Raw genomic sequence first — 19,190 nt, 5'->3', positions numbered from 1 at the left:
GCGCCGGCGCCGGCGCCGGTGGCCGGCGCCGAGCTGCGGCTGGTGGCGATCGGCGCCTCGACCGGCGGCCCGCTGGCGCTGCACACCATCCTGGCGCGCCTGAAGCATCCGTTCGCCGCGCCCATCCTGGTGGTGCAGCATATTTCGCCGGGCTTCGTGGCCGGCCTGGTCGAATGGCTGGGGCGCGGTTGCGGCGGCGCGGTGCGCGTCGCCGGGCATGGCGAGCTGGCGCTGGCCGGCAACATCTACCTGGCGCCCGACGACGCCCACATGACGGTGCGCTCGGAGGGTGGCGTGGCGCGCATCGTCTTGTCCACCGCGCCGCCGGAGCACGGCGCGCGGCCGGCGGTGGCCAACCTGTTTCGCTCGGCGGCGGCGTTCGGGCCGCGCGCGGCCGGCGTGCTGCTGACCGGCATGGGGCGCGACGGCGCGCAGGAACTCAAGACCATGCAGGAGGCCGGCGCGCTGACCATCGCTCAGGACTCCGACAGCGCGATCGTCAACGGCATGCCGGGCGAGGCGGTGCGGCTGGGCGCGGCGCGCCACGTGCTGGCGCCGGAAGCGATCGCCGGTTTGCTGAACAGCCTGACGCCGGGGGCGCGATGAACACCAGCGTGGACAGCGGGGTGGACAGCGGCGTGGACAGCGGCGCGGCCCCGGCCGGCGCCGAGATCCTGATCGTCGAGGACAGCCGCACCCAGGCCGAGCACCTGCGCCACCTGCTGGAGCGGCAGGGCTATGCGGTGCGCACGGCGGCCAACGGCCGGCTGGCGCTGGCGGCGATCGCCGAGCGCGTGCCGGAGCTGGTGCTGTCGGACATCGTGATGCCGGAAATGAACGGCTACCAGCTGTGCCGGGCGGTCAAGGCCAACCCCGACTGGCGCGACATCCCGGTGGTGCTGATCACCTCGCTGTTCGACCCGGAAGACATCGTGCGCGGCCTCGAATGCGGCGCCGACAATTTCATCCGCAAGCCCTACGCGCCGGCCTACCTGCTGGCGCGGCTGGAACAGGTGCTGGCCAACCGCCGGCTGCGCCAGCAGACCGACCCGGCCCAGGGCATCGTGCTCTACCTGAACGGGCGCGAGCACACCATCCATTCGGAGCGCCAGCAAATCCTCGACCTGCTGGTGGCCACCTACGAGCAGGCGGTGCAGGTCAACGGCGAATTGCAGTCGCGCGAGCAGCAGGTCAACGACTTGAACCTGCAGCTGCGCCGCCACACGGCCCAGCTGGAACACTCGAACCGGGAGGTCGAGCGCAAGAACGCCGAGCTGGAGGCCTCCAACCGGGAGATCGCGCGCCAGAACCTCGAGCTGGGCGAGGCCAACCGCATGAAGTCGGCCTTCCTGGCGAATATGTCGCACGAGCTGCGCACGCCGCTCAACGCCATCAACGGTTTTTCCGAGGTGCTGCGCAGCGGCATGGCCGGCAAGCTGACGGCGCAGCAGGAAGAATTCGCCGGCAACATCCTGCTCAGCGGCAAGCACCTGCTGGCGGTGATCAACGACGTGCTGGACATGTCGAAGATCGAGGCCGGCATGATGGAGCTGGAGCTGGCGCCGGTGGACATCGCGGCGCTGCTGGGCGAGTGCCTGGTGGTGGTGCGCGAACGGGCGCAGCGCCAGCGCATCGCGCTGCAGCTGGAGGCGGCGCTGGACGCGCCGCTGCCGGCCGACCGCCGCAAGCTGACCCAGGTGGTGCTGAACCTGCTGTCGAACGCGGTCAAGTTCACCCCCGACGGCGGCAGCGTGACCTTGCGCGCGAGCCGGGTGGGGGCGGCGCGGCCGGCCGCGATGGCGCTGGTCGGCGGCGGCGCCGCGCTCAAGGCGGACCCGGACGGTTATCTGGAGATCAGCGTGACTGACAGCGGCATCGGCATCGCCGCCGACGACCTGCCGCGGCTGTTCCGCCAGTTCGTCCAGCTCGACAGCAAGCTGTCGCGCCTGTACGAGGGCACGGGCCTGGGGCTGGTGCTGGTCAAGCAGCTGGTGGAATTGCACGGCGGCGCGCTGGCCGTGCACAGCACGCCGGGCGCCGGTTCGGAATTCATCCTGTGGCTGCCGTGCGGCGGCGCCGGAGCATGAGATGGCAACCATCCTGATCGTCGAAGACAATCCGTCCAATATGCTGCTGGCGACCTTCCTGCTGGAGCATGCGGGGCACCAGGTGCTGCAGGCGGAGGAGGCCGAAAGCGCGCTGCGGCTGGCGCGCGAGCGGCTGCCGGACCTGATCCTGATGGATGTGCAGCTGCCGGGCATGGACGGGCTGGAGGCGACCGGCGCGCTGAAGGCCGATGCGCGCACCGGCGCCATCAAGGTGCTGGCCTTCACCAGCTTCGCGATGACGGGCGACGCCGACCGCATCCGGGCCGCCGGCTGCGACGGCTATATCAGCAAGCCGATCAGCGTCGACGAGTTTGTGGCCTTGATCGAGGCCGCGCTGGGCGGCGGATGATGCGCGGCGGATGATGCAGGCCTTGTTTTTTTATCAATCGCCTCCAGCTTGGGTGCTCACCATATTGAGGAGTCCCCATGCAAGAACTGATCGTGATCGCCATCCTGACCGCCAAGCCTGGCAATGAAGCCGTGCTGAAGGCCGCACTGGAGCGCATCGTGCCGCCCACCCGCGCCGAAGCCGGTTGCGTCCGCTACGACCCGCACGTCGACCTGGAGCAGCCGGGCCGCTACGTCATCGTCGAAGCCTGGAGCAGCGCCGAGGCGCACGCATTGCACCTCGCCACGCCGCATTTCCTGGAACTGGTCGCCACCATCGACGGCCTGGCGGAGATCCAGATCCTCAAGCTGAACCAGATGCAGTAAGACCGTGCGGGCGGATCAGATGGCCCAGCCGCCCGCGTAGAACACGGCCAGCGCGATGGCGATGGCGACCGTGCCGACGTTGAGCTTGCGCCATTCGCCCGACACCAGGCGGCCCACCACCAGGGTGCAGAAGCCGAGCATGATGCCGGTGACGATGTTGCAGGTCAGCAGGATGAACACCGCGCACACCAGGCCCGACAGCGCGTCCAGCTTGTCGTCCATCTTCATGTGGGCGACGCTGCCCAGCATCAGCAGGCCGACATACATCAGCGCAGGCGCGGTGGCGTACTGCGGCACCAGGCCGGCCAGCGGCGAGAAGAAGATCAGGCCGAGGAACAGCACGCCGACCACGGCGGCGGTCAGGCCGGTGCGGGCGCCGGCGGCGGTGCCGACGGTCGACTCGATGTAGGCCGCGGCCGGCGCGCCACCGACCAGCGAGGCGAAGATGGAGCTCAGCGAATCGGCCGTCAGGGCCTTGCCGCCGTTGCGGATGTAGCCGTTCGGCTCGACCTGGCCGGCCTGGCCGGCGACCGCGCGGATGGTGCCGGTGGCGTCGAACACGGCGGTCATCACCAGCGCCAGCACGCTGGGCAGCACGGCCACGCTGAGCGCGCCCCGGATGTCCATGGCGCCGATCAGCGAAGGGTGGCCGGGCGCGCTCAGTTGCGGCATGGCGAACACGCCGGTGAAGTGCACCGCCGGGTCAAAGGCCAGGCCCAGCGCCGACAGCGCGACCACCACCAGCAGGATGCCGCCCGGGACCTTGCGCTGCTCCAGGCCGAAGATGGCGGCCAGGCCCAGCATGCTCATGACGACCGGGAAGGAGGTGATCTTGCCCAGCGCGACCGGCAGGCCGGCGCCGGCGTTCTTGACCACCAGGCCGACGTCGCTGGAGGCGATCATCAGCAGGAACAGGCCGATGCCGACGCCGGTGCCGTGCGCCACGCCGGCGGGCAGGTTCTGCAGGATCCACGAGCGCACGCCGGTGACCGAGATCGCCGTGAACACCAGGCCCATCAGGAACACCGCGCCCAGCGCGACGGCCGGCGACAGGCCCTTGCCCAGCACCAGGCCGAAGGCGGTGAAGGCGGTCAGCGAGATGGCGCAGCCGACCGCGATCGGCAGCTTGGCCCACACGCCCATCAGCAGCGAGCCGACGGCGGCGGTCAGGCAGACCGCGACGAACACGGCGCTGACGTCGAAGCCGGCCGCGCCCAGCATGCCGGGCACGACGAACACGGAATACACCATGGCCAGGAAGGTGGTGACGCCGGCCACCACCTCGCGCCGCGTGGTGCTGCCGCGTTCGGTGATCTGGAAATATTGGTCCAGCTTGGTGAGCGGGACGGCAGGCGTGGCTTGCTCGCGCACGGGGCGGAGTTGTGGCTGGGGTTGGGACATGATGGTGCTGCTCCTGTTGTTGTCCGCCTAGGCGGCCGCTGTGGCCGTCCTGGGCAGTGTCTCGTTATGTGTATTGCAAGGAGAGCTTAGGGGAAAGCGGGTTGGCGCTGCGCGGCGGCTGTCGATACCTGTCATAGCCGTACGCGTATTGCATTCGCCGGGGAGGGGGAATCCCCTATGAGGAGGGTGGCGGGGGAGGCGGCCGCCACGGCGCGCGCAATGGAACGATGTTGCGCGGTGTGGCGGCGGAGGGACAGACTTACTCCAGGTTCTGCACCTGTTCGCGCATCTGTTCGATGAGCAGCTTGAGTTCCATCGAGGCGTCGGCCAGTTCCTTGACCGAGGCCTTGGCGCCCAGCGTGTTGGCTTCGCGGTTCAGTTCCTGCATCATGAAGTCCAGGCGCTTGCCGACCTGGCCGCCTTTTTTCAGGATGTGGCGGGTCTCGGTCAGGTGGGCCGACAGGCGGCCCAGCTCTTCGGCGACGTCGATGCGGATGCCGTACAGGATCACTTCCTGGCGGATGCGCTCGAGCGCGTCCTGGCGCGACAGCGCCGAATTCGAGCCCTGGCAGGCCAGGCCCAGCGCGTCCTGCATGCGCTCGATGGCTTTCTGCTGGAAGGCCGCCACCACCTGCGGGATCAGCGGCGTGATGCGCTTGACGATCACTTCCATCGCTTCGATGCGCGAGGTCAGCATGGTTTCCAGCGCCGCGCCCTCGCGCTGGCGGCTGTGGACGAAGGCTTGCACGGTGCGCGCGGTCAGCGCGGCGACGTCGGCCTGCAGCGACTCCTGGCCGATCTGGGCTTCCTCGATCACGCCGGGCCAGCGCAGCAGCTCGGCCACCGACATGGTGGCGGCGGCCGGGAAATGGCCGCTCACTTCGGCCTGCATGCGTTGTAATTCGGTCAAAAGCGGCAGGTTCAGCGCCTGCGAGCCGGTGCTCGCGGCCTTGCGGCCGAAGCTGAGGCGCAACTCGACCTTGCCGCGGGTGATGGCCGCCATGATTGCGGAGCGCAAATCGGGTTCAAGCGCTCGTAAATCGTCGTTTATTCGAAACTGAAGGTCCAAAAATCGCGAGTTGACACTCTTGATTTCGATAGTCAGTGTTCCCGCCGCACTTTCACTGGTGGCGACCGCGTAGCCCGTCATACTGGAAATGCTCAATGGATGTCCCCGATTTAATCTTTACAAAACAGTGATTTATCCACACAATCCGGTTGTTGAGGCGAGGAACTCTATGGCTGCACAAAACAACGCCCCGTTACCCGATGGTCTGGAAATTGCTGGATATCGCATTGTAAAGAAAATTGCGTCCGGTGGGTTCAGTATTGTTTACCTGGCGTACGACGGCGACGGCGTGGCGGTGGCGATCAAGGAATATTTACCCAGTTCTTTGGCCCTGCGGCAGGAGGGCGAACTGGTGCCGGCCATCTCCAAGGCGCATCTGCCGGTGTTCCGCATCGGTCTCAAGTGCTTCTTCGAGGAGGGCCGGGCGCTGGCCCGGATCTCCCATCCGAATGTTGTAAGCGTGCTCAATTTCTTCCGCGCCAACGAAACCGTTTACATGGTGATGGCCTATGAATCCGGCCATTCATTGCAAGAACATATACAAAGGCAGCGCAGCAAGGGCAGCAAGGTGGGCGAGGCCTTCATCCGCACCATCTTCCTGCAGGTGCTCAAGGGCCTGCGCGAGGTGCACGCCAACAAGCTGCTGCACCTGGACCTGAAACCGGCCAACATCTACCTGCGCACCGACGGCACGCCGATGCTGCTGGACTTCGGCGCCGCCCGCCAGACCGTAAATAACGACATGCCGACCTTGACGCCGATGTACACTCCGGGCTTCGCGCCGCCCGAGCTGTATTCCAAGACCGGCGGCCTGGGGCCGTGGTCGGACGTGTACAGCATCGGCGCCTCGATGTTCGCCTGCATGGTGGGTTCGCCGCCGCAGCCGGCCGACCAGCGCAAGGGCGAGGATAAAATGGCCGGCCATTTCGACAAGCTGGAAGGCTTGTACACGCCGGAACTGGTGAAGATGGTGCGCTGGTGCCTGGAGCTGGACCCGCTGGAACGCCCGCAAAGCCTGTTCGCCTTGCAGAAGGTGCTGCAGGCGGCTGCGGTGGGGGGGGGCGGCGCCGGCCGCGCCGGCGCCGCCGCCGGGCGTGATCGACAGACTGGGCTTGCGCGGGCTGATGGACCGGCTGGGCGGCCGGGGCAAGCCCAAGGCCAAAACCGGCCCCGACACGCTGATCTAACCGACAAAAGGCAGGAACCATGCAATTCTCCGTGTATCAGGAAAGCCACATCGGCGGCCGCAAGGTCAACCAGGACCGCATGGGCTACAGCTTCACCCGCGACGCGCTGCTGCTGGTGCTGGCCGACGGCATGGGCGGCCACCTGCGCGGCGAGATCGCCGCCACCGTGGCGCTGCAATCGATTTCGGCGCTGTTCCAGCAGCAGGCCACGCCGTACGTGAAAAAGCCGCAGCGCTTCCTGGAGGAGGCCTTGCTGACGGCGCACCGCGACATCCACCAGTACCGCGCCGACCACGGCCTGCCGGAGACGCCGCGCACCACCATCGTTGCCTGCCTGATCCAGCACAACACGGCGACCTGGGCGCACTGCGGCGATTCGCGCCTGTACTGGATGCGCGACGGCCAGATCCTGGCGCGCACGCGCGACCACTCGCACGTGGAAAGCCTGATCGCCAAGGGCCTGGCGCAGCCGTCCGAGCGCGCCACCCATCCCGACCGCAACAAGCTGTACAACTGCCTGGGCGCGGACAGCCTGCCGAAGGTGGAAATCTCCGGCGGCGCCGGCATGCTGCCGGGCGATTTGATGCTGTTGTGCTCGGACGGCTTGTGGTCCATGCTGCCGGACGACGAACTGGTGCGGCGCCTGCACAGCCAGACCGTGGTGCGCGCGGTGCCGGACCTGCTGCAGGCGGCGCTGGGCGCGGCCGGCAGCGCCAGCGACAACGTCACCGCGCTGGCCATCATGTGGCAGGGCAGCTCCCTGATCGACGGCGTGGGCGCCAGCACGCTGGCGGCGGCCGAACAGTCGACCGTGATCTCGACCGAAGCCCTGCCGCAGAACCTGCACAGCACCACGATCAACAGCGCGCCGGTGCCGGAGCAGGCGCCCGCGCCGGCGCCGCGAGGCGACACCGTCGACGCCTTCGACGACGACGAGATCGAGAAGGCCATCGCCGAGATCCGCGGCGCCATCGAAAAATCCTCCCAAATATTAAAATAAGGAATACTGTTTATGTCATTTGAATCCCGTCCGAGCGGCCGCGCCGTCGATGCGCTGCGCACCCTGCGCCTGACCCGCGACTACACCAAGCACGCCGAAGGCTCGGTGCTGATCGAATGCGGCGACACCAAGGTGATCTGCACCGCCAGCATCGAAGAGAAGGTGCCGGGCTTCCTGAAGGGCAAAGGCCAGGGCTGGATGACCGCCGAATACGGCATGCTGCCGCGCTCGACCCACACCCGCATGGACCGCGAGGCCGCGCGCGGCAAGCAGTCCGGCCGCACGCAGGAGATCCAGCGCCTGATCGGCCGTTCGCTGCGCGCGGCGTTCGACCTGGAAGCGTTTGGCGAGCGCACCCTGCACCTCGACTGCGACGTGATCCAGGCCGACGGCGGCACCCGCACCGCGTCCATCACCGGCGCCATGGTGGCGGCGTACGACGCCTTCTCCAAGCTGGTGGCGCGCGGCGCGGTGCCGGCGATTCCGCTGAAAAGCTTCGTGGCGGCGATTTCGGTCGGCGTCTACCAGGGCATGCCGGTGCTGGACCTGGACTACATCGAGGATTCCGGCTGCGACACCGACATGAACGTGGTGATGAACGACGCCGGCCACTTCATCGAAGTGCAGGGCACGGCCGAGGGCGCCGCCTTCGACCGCGCCGGCATGAACCGCCTGCTGGACCTGGCCCAGGGCGGCATCGCCGACCTGATCAAGCTGCAGAAGCAGGCGCTCGGCATTGTAGGCTAAGCGGAAACCACTGGCGCACGAACCCCGCAGGCTTGGGGTCTGACCCCCGGCGGGGTCAGACCCCGACTGTTTGGGGCAAAGGGTTTACAATGTCGGCTTCACCGCCACACGCAGCCCATATCATGACCCAACGCCTGATCCTCGCCTCCAACAACGCCGGCAAACTCAAAGAATTCAACGAACTGCTGTCCACCGTGGGCTTTTCCGTCCACGCCCAGGGCGAGTACGACGTCCCCGAGGCCGAAGAACCGTTCCACACCTTCGTTGAAAACGCCCTGCAAAAGGCCCGCCACGCCGCGCGCCTGACCGGGCTGCCGGCGCTGGCCGACGATTCCGGCGTCTGCGTCAACGCGCTGGGCGGCGCGCCCGGCGTGTACTCGGCGCGCTTTGCCGGCGAGCCGAAGTCGGACGCCCGCAACAACGAGAAAATGATCGCCGATCTGGCCGCCCACGCCGACAAGTCCGCGTACTACTACTGCGTGCTGGTGTTCGTGCGCCACGCCGACGACCCGCAGCCGGTGATCGCCGACGGCCGCTGGAACGGCGAGATGATCGCCACCCCGCGCGGCAACGGCGGCTTCGGCTACGACCCGCACTTCTACATCCCGGCGCTGGGCAAGTGCGCCGCCGAGCTGACGGCCGATGAAAAGAACGCCCTGTCGCACCGCGGCCAGGCGCTGCGCGCACTGGTAGAGAAACTGAAATGATCCCGATTAAAATCGTCGGCGCCACCAGCAAGGCAGCCAAGCCGGCCACCGACATCAGCGAAGCGGCCGGCGTCGCCGCCAAATACCTGCAGGCCGGTTCGCTGAACCTGCAGGCGCTGCCGCCGCTGTCGCTGTACATCCACTTCCCGTGGTGCGTGAAGAAATGCCCTTACTGCGACTTCAACTCGCACGAAGCCAAGGACGGCAAGGCAGGCGAGAGCTTCCCGGAACAGGAATACCTGGACGCGCTGCGCAGCGACCTGGAAATGGCGCTGCCGCTGATCTGGGGCCGCAAGATTTATACGATTTTCATCGGCGGCGGCACGCCCAGCCTGATGTCGGCCGCCGGGCTGGACCGCCTGCTGTCGGACGTGCGCACCCTGCTGCCCTTGGACAGCGACTGCGAGATCACGATGGAGGCCAACCCCGGCACCTTCGAGGCCGAGAAGTTCAAGTCCTACCGCGCCAGCGGCATCAACCGCCTGTCGATCGGCATCCAGAGCTTCAACAGCCGCCACCTGAAGGCGCTGGGCCGCATCCACGACGACAACGAAGCCAAACGCGCGGTGGAAATCGCGCTGGCCAACTTCGACAACTTCAACCTCGACCTGATGTACGCGCTGCCGTCGCAGACGCTGGAGGAGGCGCGCCACGACGTCGAGACCGCGATGGCCTTCCAGCCGCCGCACCTGTCGCTGTACCACCTGACGATGGAGCCGAACACGCTGTTCGCCAAGTACCCGCCGGCGCTGCCGGACGACGACGCCAGCGCCGACATGCAGGACCTGATCGCCGAGCTGACCGCCGCCAACGGCTACGGCCAGTACGAGGTGTCGGCCTACGCCAAGGAAGGCCACCGCGCCCGCCACAACCTGAACTACTGGGAATTCGGCGACTACCTGGGCATCGGCGCCGGCGCGCACTCCAAGCTGTCGTTCCCGCACCGCATCCTGCGCCAGGCCCGCTACAAGCAGCCCAAGGCCTATATGGAGCAGGTGCGGCTGGGCGCGCCGGTGCAGGAGGAGTACGAGATCGGCCGCGACGACATGGGCTTCGAGTTCATGCTCAACACGCTGCGCCTGCACGGCGGCTTCGACCCCAACCTGTTCGCCGAGCGCACCGGCCTGAGCCTGAACGCGATCGAGAAAAACCTCAACGCGGCCGAAGCCAAGGGGTTGCTCTACCGCGACTACAAGCTGATCAAGCCGACCGAGCTGGGCCAGCGCTTCCTCAACGATTTGCAACAGATGTTCCTCAACGGCTGATACAAGAGCTGGCATTTTTAACCATTTTTCTTGACGTCAAATGGACAGGCTTGGATACTGGGAAACCCCTATCCAGCCTGGAGCAGCGATGCCCTTATTTGGTTTAGCCCCCTCGTTCGACGATCCGGAAAACGGCATGACCCGGCTCGACATGATCGCCAGCCAGCGCGTGGCCAACGAGCTCGACGAAGTGATCATCTTCCGCTCCACCGGGCCGTGGTCGCGGCGCTGGCTGGAGGACGGTTATCCCAGCAAGAATTTCCACGTCAAGGGCAAAAGCTCGGACTGGGGACCGCAGGCCGGCTTCGTGCCGTACGACGGCACCTACAGCAAGGTCGGCCACAACCAGGGCAAGGCGCAGAAGGGCACGCGCGCCAACCAGAAGGGCATCAACGACCGTTTCGCCAGCGCCCGCGTGCTGGAACTGACGCTGGAGCAATTGACCTTGCAGATGCTGCTGGCCGAGGAAATGCCGCCGCGCACCGCCTTGCAGTTCATGGAGGCCGTGCCCGGCACCCGCGACTACTCGCTGCTGGCGCAGCGTTCCGGCGACGGCCAGCTGTTCGAATTCCTGGCGCGCTGGAATCGCGCCGGCCCCACGGCGGGCGAGGCGGTCTACCAGATCCACGTCTACACCATCGCCACCGACTTCAGCGCGCACGGCATGGCCTCGCGGCTGCTGCTGCCGCTGGAGGTGATGTGCTCGTCCGAAGCCGGCGCCAACAACCGGCCGATGACCGGCGACTACGATTTGATGGCGGTGTGCCCGCGCTGGAGCGACTACGGCAGCACCAGCTCGGCGCAGATCGCCAAGCCGGGGCTGGTGATGAACGGCATGGCGCCGCGCCTGGGCCAGGTGTTCGAGCGCGGCACCAACCTCGACAAGGTGCTGACCATGGAGAGCAGCACCGGCCGCCCGCGCCCGCAGGGCTGGCAGGCGCCGGCCGGCTTCGGCAACGAGGAGCACTACGACATGGGCAACGTCACGCCGCGCATCCTGCGCTGCATCAACCTGCTCAACGGCCGCATGGTCAACGGCAACGGCGCCTTCCGCCGCGTGCACCACAACGCCGAATCGCACCGCCACGTGGCGTTCGGCGCGCTGACCCAGGCCGACATGGAAAACGATAACGACGGCTTTCCGCTGACCGTGTTCCAGCCCGACGCGGCCGGCATCCGCAGCCCCGCCATCGCCGCCTACGGCAATGTCGCGACCTTGCTCAATATGCGCGAATTCCGCGTCTATGCGGGACTGTTGCAGGACGCCGGCTACTTCCTGCCCCGCAACGCGGCGTGGGGCATGTCGATCCGCGACGCCCAGCGGGCGGTCTAGCTTTTAAAACTCTTCCCAGTCCTTGTCGCCGCCGACGGTGGCCGGCTTGCTGGCCGTCAGCTTGGCGGCCGGTCGGGCCGCCGGTGCCGTCGGACGCGGAGCCTGACGTGCCGCCAGGGCAGGGCGGGCCGCCGGCAGCGCCGCCTTGGCGCGCGCCGGCGGGGCCAGGGCCGGCCGCCAGCCCTCGTCGCCCAGCTTGAACGACGCCGCCACGTCGGCCAGCCGCGCCGCCTGTTCCTGCATGCTGGCCGCCGCAGCAGCAGCTTGTTCCACCAGCGCCGCGTTCTGCTGCGTCACCTGGTCCATCTGCGTGATGGCGGTGTTGACCTGGTCGATGCCTATGCTTTGCTCGCTGCTGGCCGAGGTGATCTCGCCCATGATGTCGGTCACGCGGCGCACGCTGGCCACCACGTCGCCCATGGTGGTGCCGGCCTGCTGCACCAGCTTGGCGCCGATGTCGACCTGCTGGACCGAATTGCCGATCAGCTCCTTGATTTCCTTGGCCGCCGCCGCGCTGCGCTGGGCCAGGTTGCGCACCTCGGACGCCACCACCGCGAAGCCGCGGCCCTGCTCGCCGGCGCGCGCCGCTTCCACTGCGGCATTCAACGCCAGGATGTTGGTCTGGAAGGCGATGCCGTCGATGACGGAAATGATGTCGACGATCTTGCGCGACGAGGCGTCGATCGAGCCCATGGTGTCGACCACCTGGCCGACGATGGCGCCGCCGCGCTCGGCCACGTCGGAGGCCGCCTGCGCCAGCTGATTGGCCTGCTTGGCGTTCTCGGCGTTCTGGCGCACGGTGCTGGTCAACTGCTCCATCGACGAGGCGGTTTCCTCCAGCGAGCTGGCCTGTTCCTCGGTGCGCTGCGACAGGTCCATATTGCCGGCGGCGATTTCGTCGGACGCGGTGGCGATGGTGTTGGTGCCGCTCTGCACCTGGCTGACCACGTTGCGCAGCGCATCGTTCATGCCCTTGAGCGCGGTCATCAGGTCGCCGATCTCGCACTTGCTGGTCTCGGCGTCGAAGCGGGTGGTGAGGTCGCCGTTGGCCACGGTGGAGGCGATCTCCAGCGCCGACTTCAGCGGCACCGTGATCGAGCGCGAGATCACCCACGCCGCCAGCGAGCCGATCGACACCATCAGCACCGCCAGCACCATCAGCAGCATGTTGCTGCGGTCGTTGGCGGCGTCGATCGCGTGGGCGGTGTCGTCGATCGCCTTGCGCTGCAGGGTCAGCAGCGCCTGCACCTTGCCCTGGTAGGCCGTGGCCGAGGGCATGAAGACCTCCTTGTACAGCTTTTCCGCCTCCTCGGCGTTGCCGGCCTTCTTGGCGTTCATGATGTCGGTCTTGGCCTTCTGGTAGGTGGCGCGCAGCGCGCCGGAGGCCTCGAACACGGCCTTTTCCTCGTCGCTGGCCATCAGCTCCTTGAGCTTGGCGATCAGTTCGCCGCCCTTCTTGCTGCTGTCGGCGATGACGTCGGCGAAGGTGGTCGACAGACTGTCGTCGCTGCTGCGGGCGATCAGCGCGGTGCGCGCCACCGCCGAGTAGATCAGCACGTACCAGTCGGAGGCCAGGCGTTCCTTGGCCAGCGGTTTCTCCATCATGTGGCGGGTGGCCTCGGCGTTGACGCGGGCGTTGTACAGCGCCACCGAGGTGGCGCAGATGGCGAGCAACAGGACGATGGCGAAACCGAGCGCGAGGCGGGTGCCGATGCGCAGCTGAGACAGTAGATTCATGATGGACGCTCCCGGGGATGGCTGCGCAGGCGCGCCCGGCGGCGCGACTGGCAGGCTACAAGTATGCGCCCGTCGCGCCGTGGCGGTCATGCAACTTCAGGGCGTTGCGTTGCTTTTTTGAAACAATCAGAAGGCGGCGGCCTGGGTCAGGTCGGGCTTGTCGCACCAGCGGGCGAAGGCTTCGGCCAGGCGTTCGCTCTCGACGATGGCGCGGGTCCAGTCGCGGCTGCGGGCGGCGTGGTCCTGGCCGTAGAACTGGAAGTCCTTGCGGTCGGGCAGCTTGCCGTTGGGGAGCCGGGAGACGAAGTCGGCCGACGGCGACACCAGGATCACGTTGTCCAGCGCCGGGTTGTGGGCGCCGGCGCGGGCGCGGCGCCATGGCATCGATTTGTCCAGCCAGCCGGGCACGATGTAGTCGTTGAAATGCGGGTACAGCACCAGGCCGGGATCGCGCTGGTAGGGCAGGTGCAGGTGGTAGTCGATCAGGCCGCCGTCCCAGTAGGCGCCGTCGGGCGCGCCGGCGATGCCCGACACCGCTTCGAGCAGCAGCGGGATCGAGCCCGAGGCCAGCAGCGCGTCGCGCAGGTTGGCCTCGTCGAGGCCGACGAAATGGCCGGTGAAGGCGTCGAACTGCTGGCGCAGCCAGGCGGCGTCGTCGCGGGTGTTGTGGAACACCACCCGTTCCATCGCCCCCGCCAGGCGCCGGCGCGACAGCGCGTTGCCGGCCGCCGCGCGCACGAAGCCGGCCACCTCGCGCCAGCGCTGGCCGTTGGTGCGGGCCAGCGGGCCGACGCCGCGCATGGTCAGCACCGAGACATGGTGCTCGGCATGATGGACCGCCTCGGCGGCGCGGCCGTCGAGCAGTTCGTCGAGCAGGGCGCGGACGGTCTGGCTGACGTAGGCGGCGGTGACCTTGGCCGGATAGCGCTGGCCGGCGTACAGGCGGGCCAGGCGCCGGTGGGCGGCGACCGGATCGTCGAAGGCCGACGCCGCCATGCGCCAGGCGCCGATCGAGGCGCCGACCAGCTTGCGCGGGCGCGGCGCGGCCTGCAGCCAGCCGCCGAACATCCAGCAGTCGAGGCCGTGCAGGATCAGGCCCTTCGGACCGCCGGCGGCGGCCGGCACGATGGCGACATCGGCCGCCCTTACGCCCTCGGCGGCGATACGCTGGCGGGCGCGCGCGCCCAGGCGGATGGTGATCGGAGAGGTCATCGTCGTAGTCGGAAAAGGAAACTCCGTCGTTCCCGCGCAGGCGGGAATCCATACTGAGCTTGCTACAGATGCGTTGTATGGATTCCCGCCTGCGCGGGAATGACTGCGGTTATTTTACGCCGCCGCCGAGGGCGCGGTACAGGTCGATGGCGCTGGTGGTGCGCAGCAGGCGGGCTTGCACCAGCGTTTGTTGTGCGCTGAATAGCTCGCGCTGCGCGTCCAGCACGTCCAGCGAGCTAGCGACGCCGTTGTCGAAGCGTAGTTGCAGCAGTTTCAGGCGATCCGCTTGCGCTTCCTGCACGGCGCGCTGCGCCGATACCTGTTCACCCAGGTAGTCGCGCGCGGCCAGCGCGTCGGCTACTTCGCGGAAGGCGGTCTGGATGGTCTTCTCGTAGTCGGCCACGGCCAGGTTCTTGCGCGCCTCGGCCAGGCCCAGGTTGGCGCGGTTGCGGCCGGCGTCGAAGATCGGCAAGGTCAGCTGTGGCGCGAACGACCAGCTGCCCGAGCCGCCGTCGAACAGGCCGTTCAGCGACGGGCTGCTGCTGCCCAGCGCGGCCGTCAGGCTGATGCGCGGGAAGAAGGCGGCGCGCGCGGCGCCGATGTTGGCGTTGGCCGACTGCAGGCGCTGCTCGGCGGCGCGGATGTCGGGACGGCGCGCCAGCAGGTCCGACGGCAGGCCGGTCGGCAGCGCGCTCAGGACGTCGATTTGCAGGTCGCTAGGCATGGCGCCGGTGCCGGCGGCGCTGGCCGGTTGGCCGACCAGCAGCGTCAATGCGTTGTTCGCCTGTGCGCGCTGGCGCGCCAGCGTCAACGCGGCGGCGCGCGCGGTTTCCATCAGCGTCTCGTTGGAGCGCAGGTCCAGCCGCGACGAGGCGCCCACTTCGGCGCGCTGCTGCGTCAACTTGTAGGTGCGGGCGCGGGCCTCGTAGGTCTGCTGCGCCAGCGCGTACTGCTCGGCGTAGGCGCGCTCGGTGTAATAGGCTTGCGCCACCTGCGCCACCAGGCTGATTTGCGCCGCCTGGCGCGCTTCCTCGGTGGCCAGGTAGGCCGCCAGCGCCGCATCGTTCAGGCTTTTCACGCGGCCGAAGAAATCCAGCTCGAAGGCGGATATCGCCAGCCCGGCGTCGTAGCGCTTGCCGATGCTGGTCTGGCCGCTCGGCGACAGGAAGGCCGGCGTCTTGGCCTTGGTGACGGCCGCGTTGGCGTTGAGGTTGGGCCGGCGGTCGGCCGACTGGATATCGTACTGCGCGCGCGCTTCCTCGATACGCAGCGCGGCGGTGCGCAGGTCGCGGTTGTTTTCCAGCGCGGCGGCGATCAGCTGCTGCAGGCGTGGATCGCTGAAGTATTCGCGCCAGCCTGTATCGACGGCGTCCTTCTGGCCCGGGCCGGCCAGCACGGTGGCGAAGCCGGTCTTGGCGGCGGCGCCGGCCGTGTCCATCGCGTAGCTGCCGGCGATGGGCGCGGCGGGGCGCTGGTAGACCGGCGCCAGCGAGCAGGCCGACAGCACGGCCGCGGCCAGCAAAGTCAGGGCAGGCTTATGGACAAACTTAATCATAGGTTTCATGGTTCTTATCGTTCATTTCATGTGCGGCCAGTTTGCGCTGGCGTTCGCTGCCCTTGAAGATCTTGCGGATCACGACGAAGAACACCGGCACCAGGAACACCGCCAGCACCGTGGCCGTGATCATGCCTCCCATCACGCCGGTGCCGATGGCGCGCTGGCTGGCCGATCCCGCGCCGGTGGCGATCACCAGCGGCAGCACGCCGAGGATGAAGGCCAGCGAGGTCATGATGATAGGCCGGAAGCGCAGGTGCACCGCCTCCAGCGTCGCCTCGACCAGGCCCTTGCCCTGCGCCTGCAGGTCCTTGGCGAATTCGATGATCAGGATCGCGTTCTTGGCCGACAGGCCGATGATGGCGATCAGGCCGACCTTGAAGTACACATCGTTCGGCAGCCCGCGCATGGTGGCGCCCAGCAGCGCGCCCAGGATCCCCAGCGGCACCACCAGCAGCACCGCCACCGGTATCGATTCGCTTTCATACAGCGCCGCCAGCACCAGGAAGGCGGCCAGCAGCGACAGCGCGAACAGCATCGGCGCCTGCGAGCCGGAAGTCTTCTCTTCCAGCGACTGGCCGGTCCATTCGATGCTGAAGCCCGGCGGCAGCTGCGCCGCCAGGCGTTCCAGTTCGTCCATCGCCTCGCCGGTCGAGCGGCCAGGGGCTGCATCGCCGGTCAGCTTGATGGCGGGGTAGCCGTTGTAGCGCACCAGCTGCACCGGACCCTGGATCCAGTGCGAGCTGGCGAACGAGGAGAACGGCACCATGGTGCCGGCCGCGCTGCGCACGTTGAGCTGCATGATGTCGGCCGGCTGCAGACGGCGCGGCGCGTCGGCCTGCACGATCACGCGCTGCTGGCGCCCGCTGCTGGCGAAGTCGTTGACGTAGGACGAACCGAGCGCGGTCGACATCATCGAGTTGATGTCGGCGAACGTCACGCCCAGCGCATTGGCCTTCTCGCGGTCGATATCGACTTGCAGCTGCGGCGCGTCCTCCAGTCCCTCAGGACGCAGGCCCTTGAGGATGGCGCTCTTGCCGGCCATGCCGAGCAGCTGGTTGCGCGCCGCGATCAGCGCATCGTGACCGAGCGCGCTGCGGTCCTGCAGGCGCGCGGTGATGCCGGTGGCGTTACCCAGCTCGCGGATCGGCGGCGGGGACAGCGGGAAGATGATCGCGTCCGGGATGCTGGACAGCGCGCCGAACGCGCGCTGCGCGATCGCCTGCGCCGATTCTTCCGGTCCGCGTTCCTTCCAGTCCTTCAGCGGAATGAACACCAGGCCGGCGTTCTGGCCGTTGCCGGAGAAGCTGAAGCCCGCCACCGCGATGGTGCGGGCCACGCCCGGCTGCTTGCGGAAGTAGGCGTCGGCCTGCGCCAGCACGGCTTGCGTGCGGCTGGTCGAGGCGCCGGCCGGCAGCTGCACGTTGGCGATCAAATAGCCCTGGTCCTCGTTCGGCAGGAACGACGACGGCAGGCGCGCATACAGCCAGCCCACCACGCCGCAGATCAGCGCGAACACCACCAGATAACGGCCGGTGCGCTTGATCATCTTGGCGATCACGCCCTGGTAGCCGGTGGCGGTCACCGCGAACTTGCGGTTGAACCAGCCGAAGAAGCCTTTCTTCTCATGATGATGGCCGGCTTCCACCGGTTTCAAAATGGTGGCGCACAGCGCCGGCGTCAAGGTCAGCGCCATCAGCGCCGAGAACAGCATGGCCGACACCATCGCCAGCGAGAACTGGCGGTAGATCGCGCCGACCGCGCCGCCGAAGAAGGCCATCGGAATGAACACGGCGATCAGCACCAGCGTGATGCCGATGATGGCGCCGGTGATCTGCGTCATCGCCTTGCGGGTGGCGTCGCGCGGCGACAGGCCTTCCTCGCTCATGATGCGCTCGACGTTTTCCACCACCACGATGGCGTCATCGACCAGGATGCCGATCGCCAGCACCATGCCGAACATGGTCAGCACGTTGATCGAGAAGCCGAACAGCTGCATCGCCGCGAAGGTGCCCATCAGCGCCACCGGCACCACGATGGTCGGGATCAGGGTGTAGCGGAAGTTTTGCAGGAACAGGTACATCACCAGGAACACCAGCAGCACCGCTTCCAGCAGCGTCTTGACCACTTCCTCGATCGAGATCTTGACGAACAGCGAGGTGTCGTAAGGGATGGTGTACTTGACGCCCGGCGGGAAGAACTTGGCCAGCTGGTCCATCTTCTCGCGCACGGCGGTCGCCGTTTGCAGCGCGTTGCCGGTCAGGGACAGCTGCACCGCGATCGCCGAAAACGGCGCACCGTTCAGGCGCGCGTTGATGTTGAAGCTGGCGCCGCCCATTTCGACGCGCGCCACGTCCTTCAAGCGCACCAGCGATCCGTTGGGATTCGCGCGCAGCACGATCTGGCCGAATTCGGTGGTGGACGACAGCTGGCCCGTGACCACGATCGGCGCGGAGAAGGTCTGCTTGGCGGGACTCGGCAAATCGCCCAGCGTGCCGGAGGTGACCTGCGCGTTCTGCGCGCGGATGGCGGCGGTGACGTCGGCCATGTTCATCTTCAGGCCGATCAACTTGGCCGGATCGACCCAGATGCGCATCGCGCGCTCGGTGCCGAACAACTGCGCCTGGCCCACGCCGGGGATGCGCTTGACTTCATTGACCACGTTGCGGGCCAGGTAGTCGCCCAGGCCGGTCGGGTCGAGGCGGCCGTCGGTCGAGGTCAGGCCGACGAACATCAGGATGTTGGAACGCGCCTTGTTGACCTGCACGCCCTGCTGCGTGACGGCGGCCGGCAGGCGCGACTCCACGCGCTTGATGCGGTTCTGCACATCGACCGCCGCCAGGTCCGGATTGGTGCCGGGGACGAAGGTGACGGTGATGGTGACGGCGCCGCTGGCCTCACTGGACGATTCGACGTACTGCAAGCCGTCGGCGCCGTTCATCTCCTGTTCGATCACGCTGGTGACGGCGTCGTCCAGCACCTGCGCGGTGGCGCCGGGGTAGTTGGCCGTCACCACGATCGATGGCGGCGCGATGGTCGGGTACTGCGACACGGGCAAGACCGTGATCGCCAGCATCCCGCCCAGCAGTATGAAGAGTGCGATCACCCACGCAAACACGGGGCGATCGATGAAAAACTTGGCCATCAGGACTCCC

Annotated in this window: 15 protein-coding genes and 1 pseudogene; 10 read left to right on the top strand and 6 right to left on the bottom strand. The window is 67.6% G+C overall.

Annotation, left to right across the window (positions count from 1 at the left end; translation table 11 throughout):
- The 4 genes from V6M89_RS28280 to V6M89_RS28265 form a co-directional block, all read left to right on the top strand.
- Nucleotides 1-606: CheB methylesterase domain-containing protein (locus tag V6M89_RS28280; RefSeq protein ID WP_332856343.1), on the top strand; the 606-nt coding region annotated here is incomplete at its 5' end.
- Nucleotides 603-2,087, top strand: a complete 1,485-nt coding sequence (locus V6M89_RS28275) for an ATP-binding response regulator (RefSeq protein WP_332856342.1) — start codon at nt 603-605, stop codon at nt 2,085-2,087. The genes V6M89_RS28280 and V6M89_RS28275, both read left to right, overlap by 4 nt.
- Nucleotide 2,088: 1 nt before the next feature.
- Nucleotides 2,089-2,457, top strand: coding sequence for a response regulator (locus V6M89_RS28270; RefSeq protein ID WP_332856341.1), 369 nt, complete (start codon nt 2,089-2,091; stop codon nt 2,455-2,457).
- A 77-nt stretch (nt 2,458-2,534) separates the two neighbouring features.
- The gene (locus V6M89_RS28265; protein WP_332856340.1) at nt 2,535-2,822 is read left to right on the top strand and encodes a putative quinol monooxygenase; all 288 of its coding nucleotides are present in this window, start codon (nt 2,535-2,537) and stop codon (nt 2,820-2,822) included.
- 15 nt (nt 2,823-2,837) lie between these two features.
- Here the strand turns inward: V6M89_RS28265 and V6M89_RS28260 are convergent, their stop codons facing one another.
- Together V6M89_RS28260 and V6M89_RS28255 are read right to left on the bottom strand one after the other, a co-directional pair.
- Complete coding sequence (locus V6M89_RS28260; RefSeq protein ID WP_442882012.1) at nt 2,838-4,226, bottom strand: NCS2 family permease; 1,389 nt, start codon at nt 4,224-4,226, stop codon at nt 2,838-2,840.
- A gap of 256 nt (nt 4,227-4,482) precedes the next feature.
- Nucleotides 4,483-5,373: a YicC/YloC family endoribonuclease gene (locus V6M89_RS28255; RefSeq protein WP_116990355.1), complete on the bottom strand. Its 891-nt coding sequence runs from the start codon at nt 5,371-5,373 to the stop codon at nt 4,483-4,485.
- Nucleotides 5,374-5,461: 88 nt separating this feature from the next.
- Between V6M89_RS28255 and V6M89_RS28250 the strand changes: the two are divergent.
- The 6 genes and pseudogenes from V6M89_RS28250 to V6M89_RS28225 all read left to right on the top strand — a co-directional run bounded on the left by V6M89_RS28250 (nt 5,462) and on the right by V6M89_RS28225 (nt 11,531).
- Nucleotides 5,462-6,479 (top strand): annotated as a pseudogene (locus tag V6M89_RS28250) (serine/threonine protein kinase).
- Nucleotides 6,480-6,498: 19 nt separating this feature from the next.
- Nucleotides 6,499-7,479, top strand: a complete 981-nt coding sequence (locus V6M89_RS28245; RefSeq protein ID WP_332856338.1) for a PP2C family protein-serine/threonine phosphatase — start codon at nt 6,499-6,501, stop codon at nt 7,477-7,479.
- A gap of 12 nt (nt 7,480-7,491) precedes the next feature.
- Nucleotides 7,492-8,226, top strand: a complete 735-nt coding sequence (rph, locus tag V6M89_RS28240; protein WP_332856337.1) for a ribonuclease PH — start codon at nt 7,492-7,494, stop codon at nt 8,224-8,226.
- 122 nt (nt 8,227-8,348) lie between these two features.
- On the top strand, nt 8,349-8,933 hold the full coding sequence (gene rdgB, locus V6M89_RS28235; protein ID WP_332856336.1) for an RdgB/HAM1 family non-canonical purine NTP pyrophosphatase: 585 nt from the start codon (nt 8,349-8,351) through the stop codon (nt 8,931-8,933).
- The gene (hemW, locus tag V6M89_RS28230; RefSeq protein ID WP_332856335.1) at nt 8,930-10,198 is read left to right on the top strand and encodes a radical SAM family heme chaperone HemW; all 1,269 of its coding nucleotides are present in this window, start codon (nt 8,930-8,932) and stop codon (nt 10,196-10,198) included. The genes rdgB and hemW overlap by 4 nt, the downstream gene beginning before the upstream one ends.
- Before the next feature lie 88 nt (nt 10,199-10,286).
- A complete protein-coding gene (locus V6M89_RS28225; protein WP_158568012.1) occupies nt 10,287-11,531 on the top strand; it encodes an anthrax toxin-like adenylyl cyclase domain-containing protein in 1,245 nt (414 codons plus the stop codon).
- A 3-nt stretch (nt 11,532-11,534) separates the two neighbouring features.
- On the opposite strand, the gene V6M89_RS28220 is transcribed toward V6M89_RS28225, so the two are convergent.
- The 4 genes from V6M89_RS28220 to V6M89_RS28205 all read right to left on the bottom strand — a co-directional run bounded on the left by V6M89_RS28220 (nt 11,535) and on the right by V6M89_RS28205 (nt 19,180).
- The gene (locus V6M89_RS28220) at nt 11,535-13,268 is read right to left on the bottom strand and encodes a methyl-accepting chemotaxis protein (protein ID WP_332856334.1); all 1,734 of its coding nucleotides are present in this window, start codon (nt 13,266-13,268) and stop codon (nt 11,535-11,537) included.
- Between the two features lie 126 nt (nt 13,269-13,394).
- A complete protein-coding gene (locus V6M89_RS28215) occupies nt 13,395-14,480 on the bottom strand; it encodes a patatin-like phospholipase family protein (protein ID WP_332856333.1) in 1,086 nt (361 codons plus the stop codon).
- 109 nt (nt 14,481-14,589) lie between these two features.
- Nucleotides 14,590-16,035 (bottom strand): efflux transporter outer membrane subunit, encoded by a 1,446-nt coding sequence (locus V6M89_RS28210; protein ID WP_332856344.1) that lies wholly within the window; start codon nt 16,033-16,035, stop codon nt 14,590-14,592.
- Entirely contained in the window at nt 16,028-19,180 is a 3,153-nt protein-coding gene (locus V6M89_RS28205; RefSeq protein ID WP_332856332.1) for an efflux RND transporter permease subunit, read from the bottom strand. The genes V6M89_RS28210 and V6M89_RS28205 overlap by 8 nt, the downstream gene beginning before the upstream one ends.
- Between the last annotated feature and the right edge of the window lie 10 nt (nt 19,181-19,190).

The sequence above is a fragment of the Duganella sp. S19_KUP01_CR8 genome (genome assembly GCF_036688705.1).
In the GTDB taxonomy this organism is placed as follows: Bacteria; Pseudomonadota; Gammaproteobacteria; order Burkholderiales; family Burkholderiaceae_D; genus Rugamonas.
This window is presented reverse-complemented; position numbering and strand designations above follow the sequence as displayed.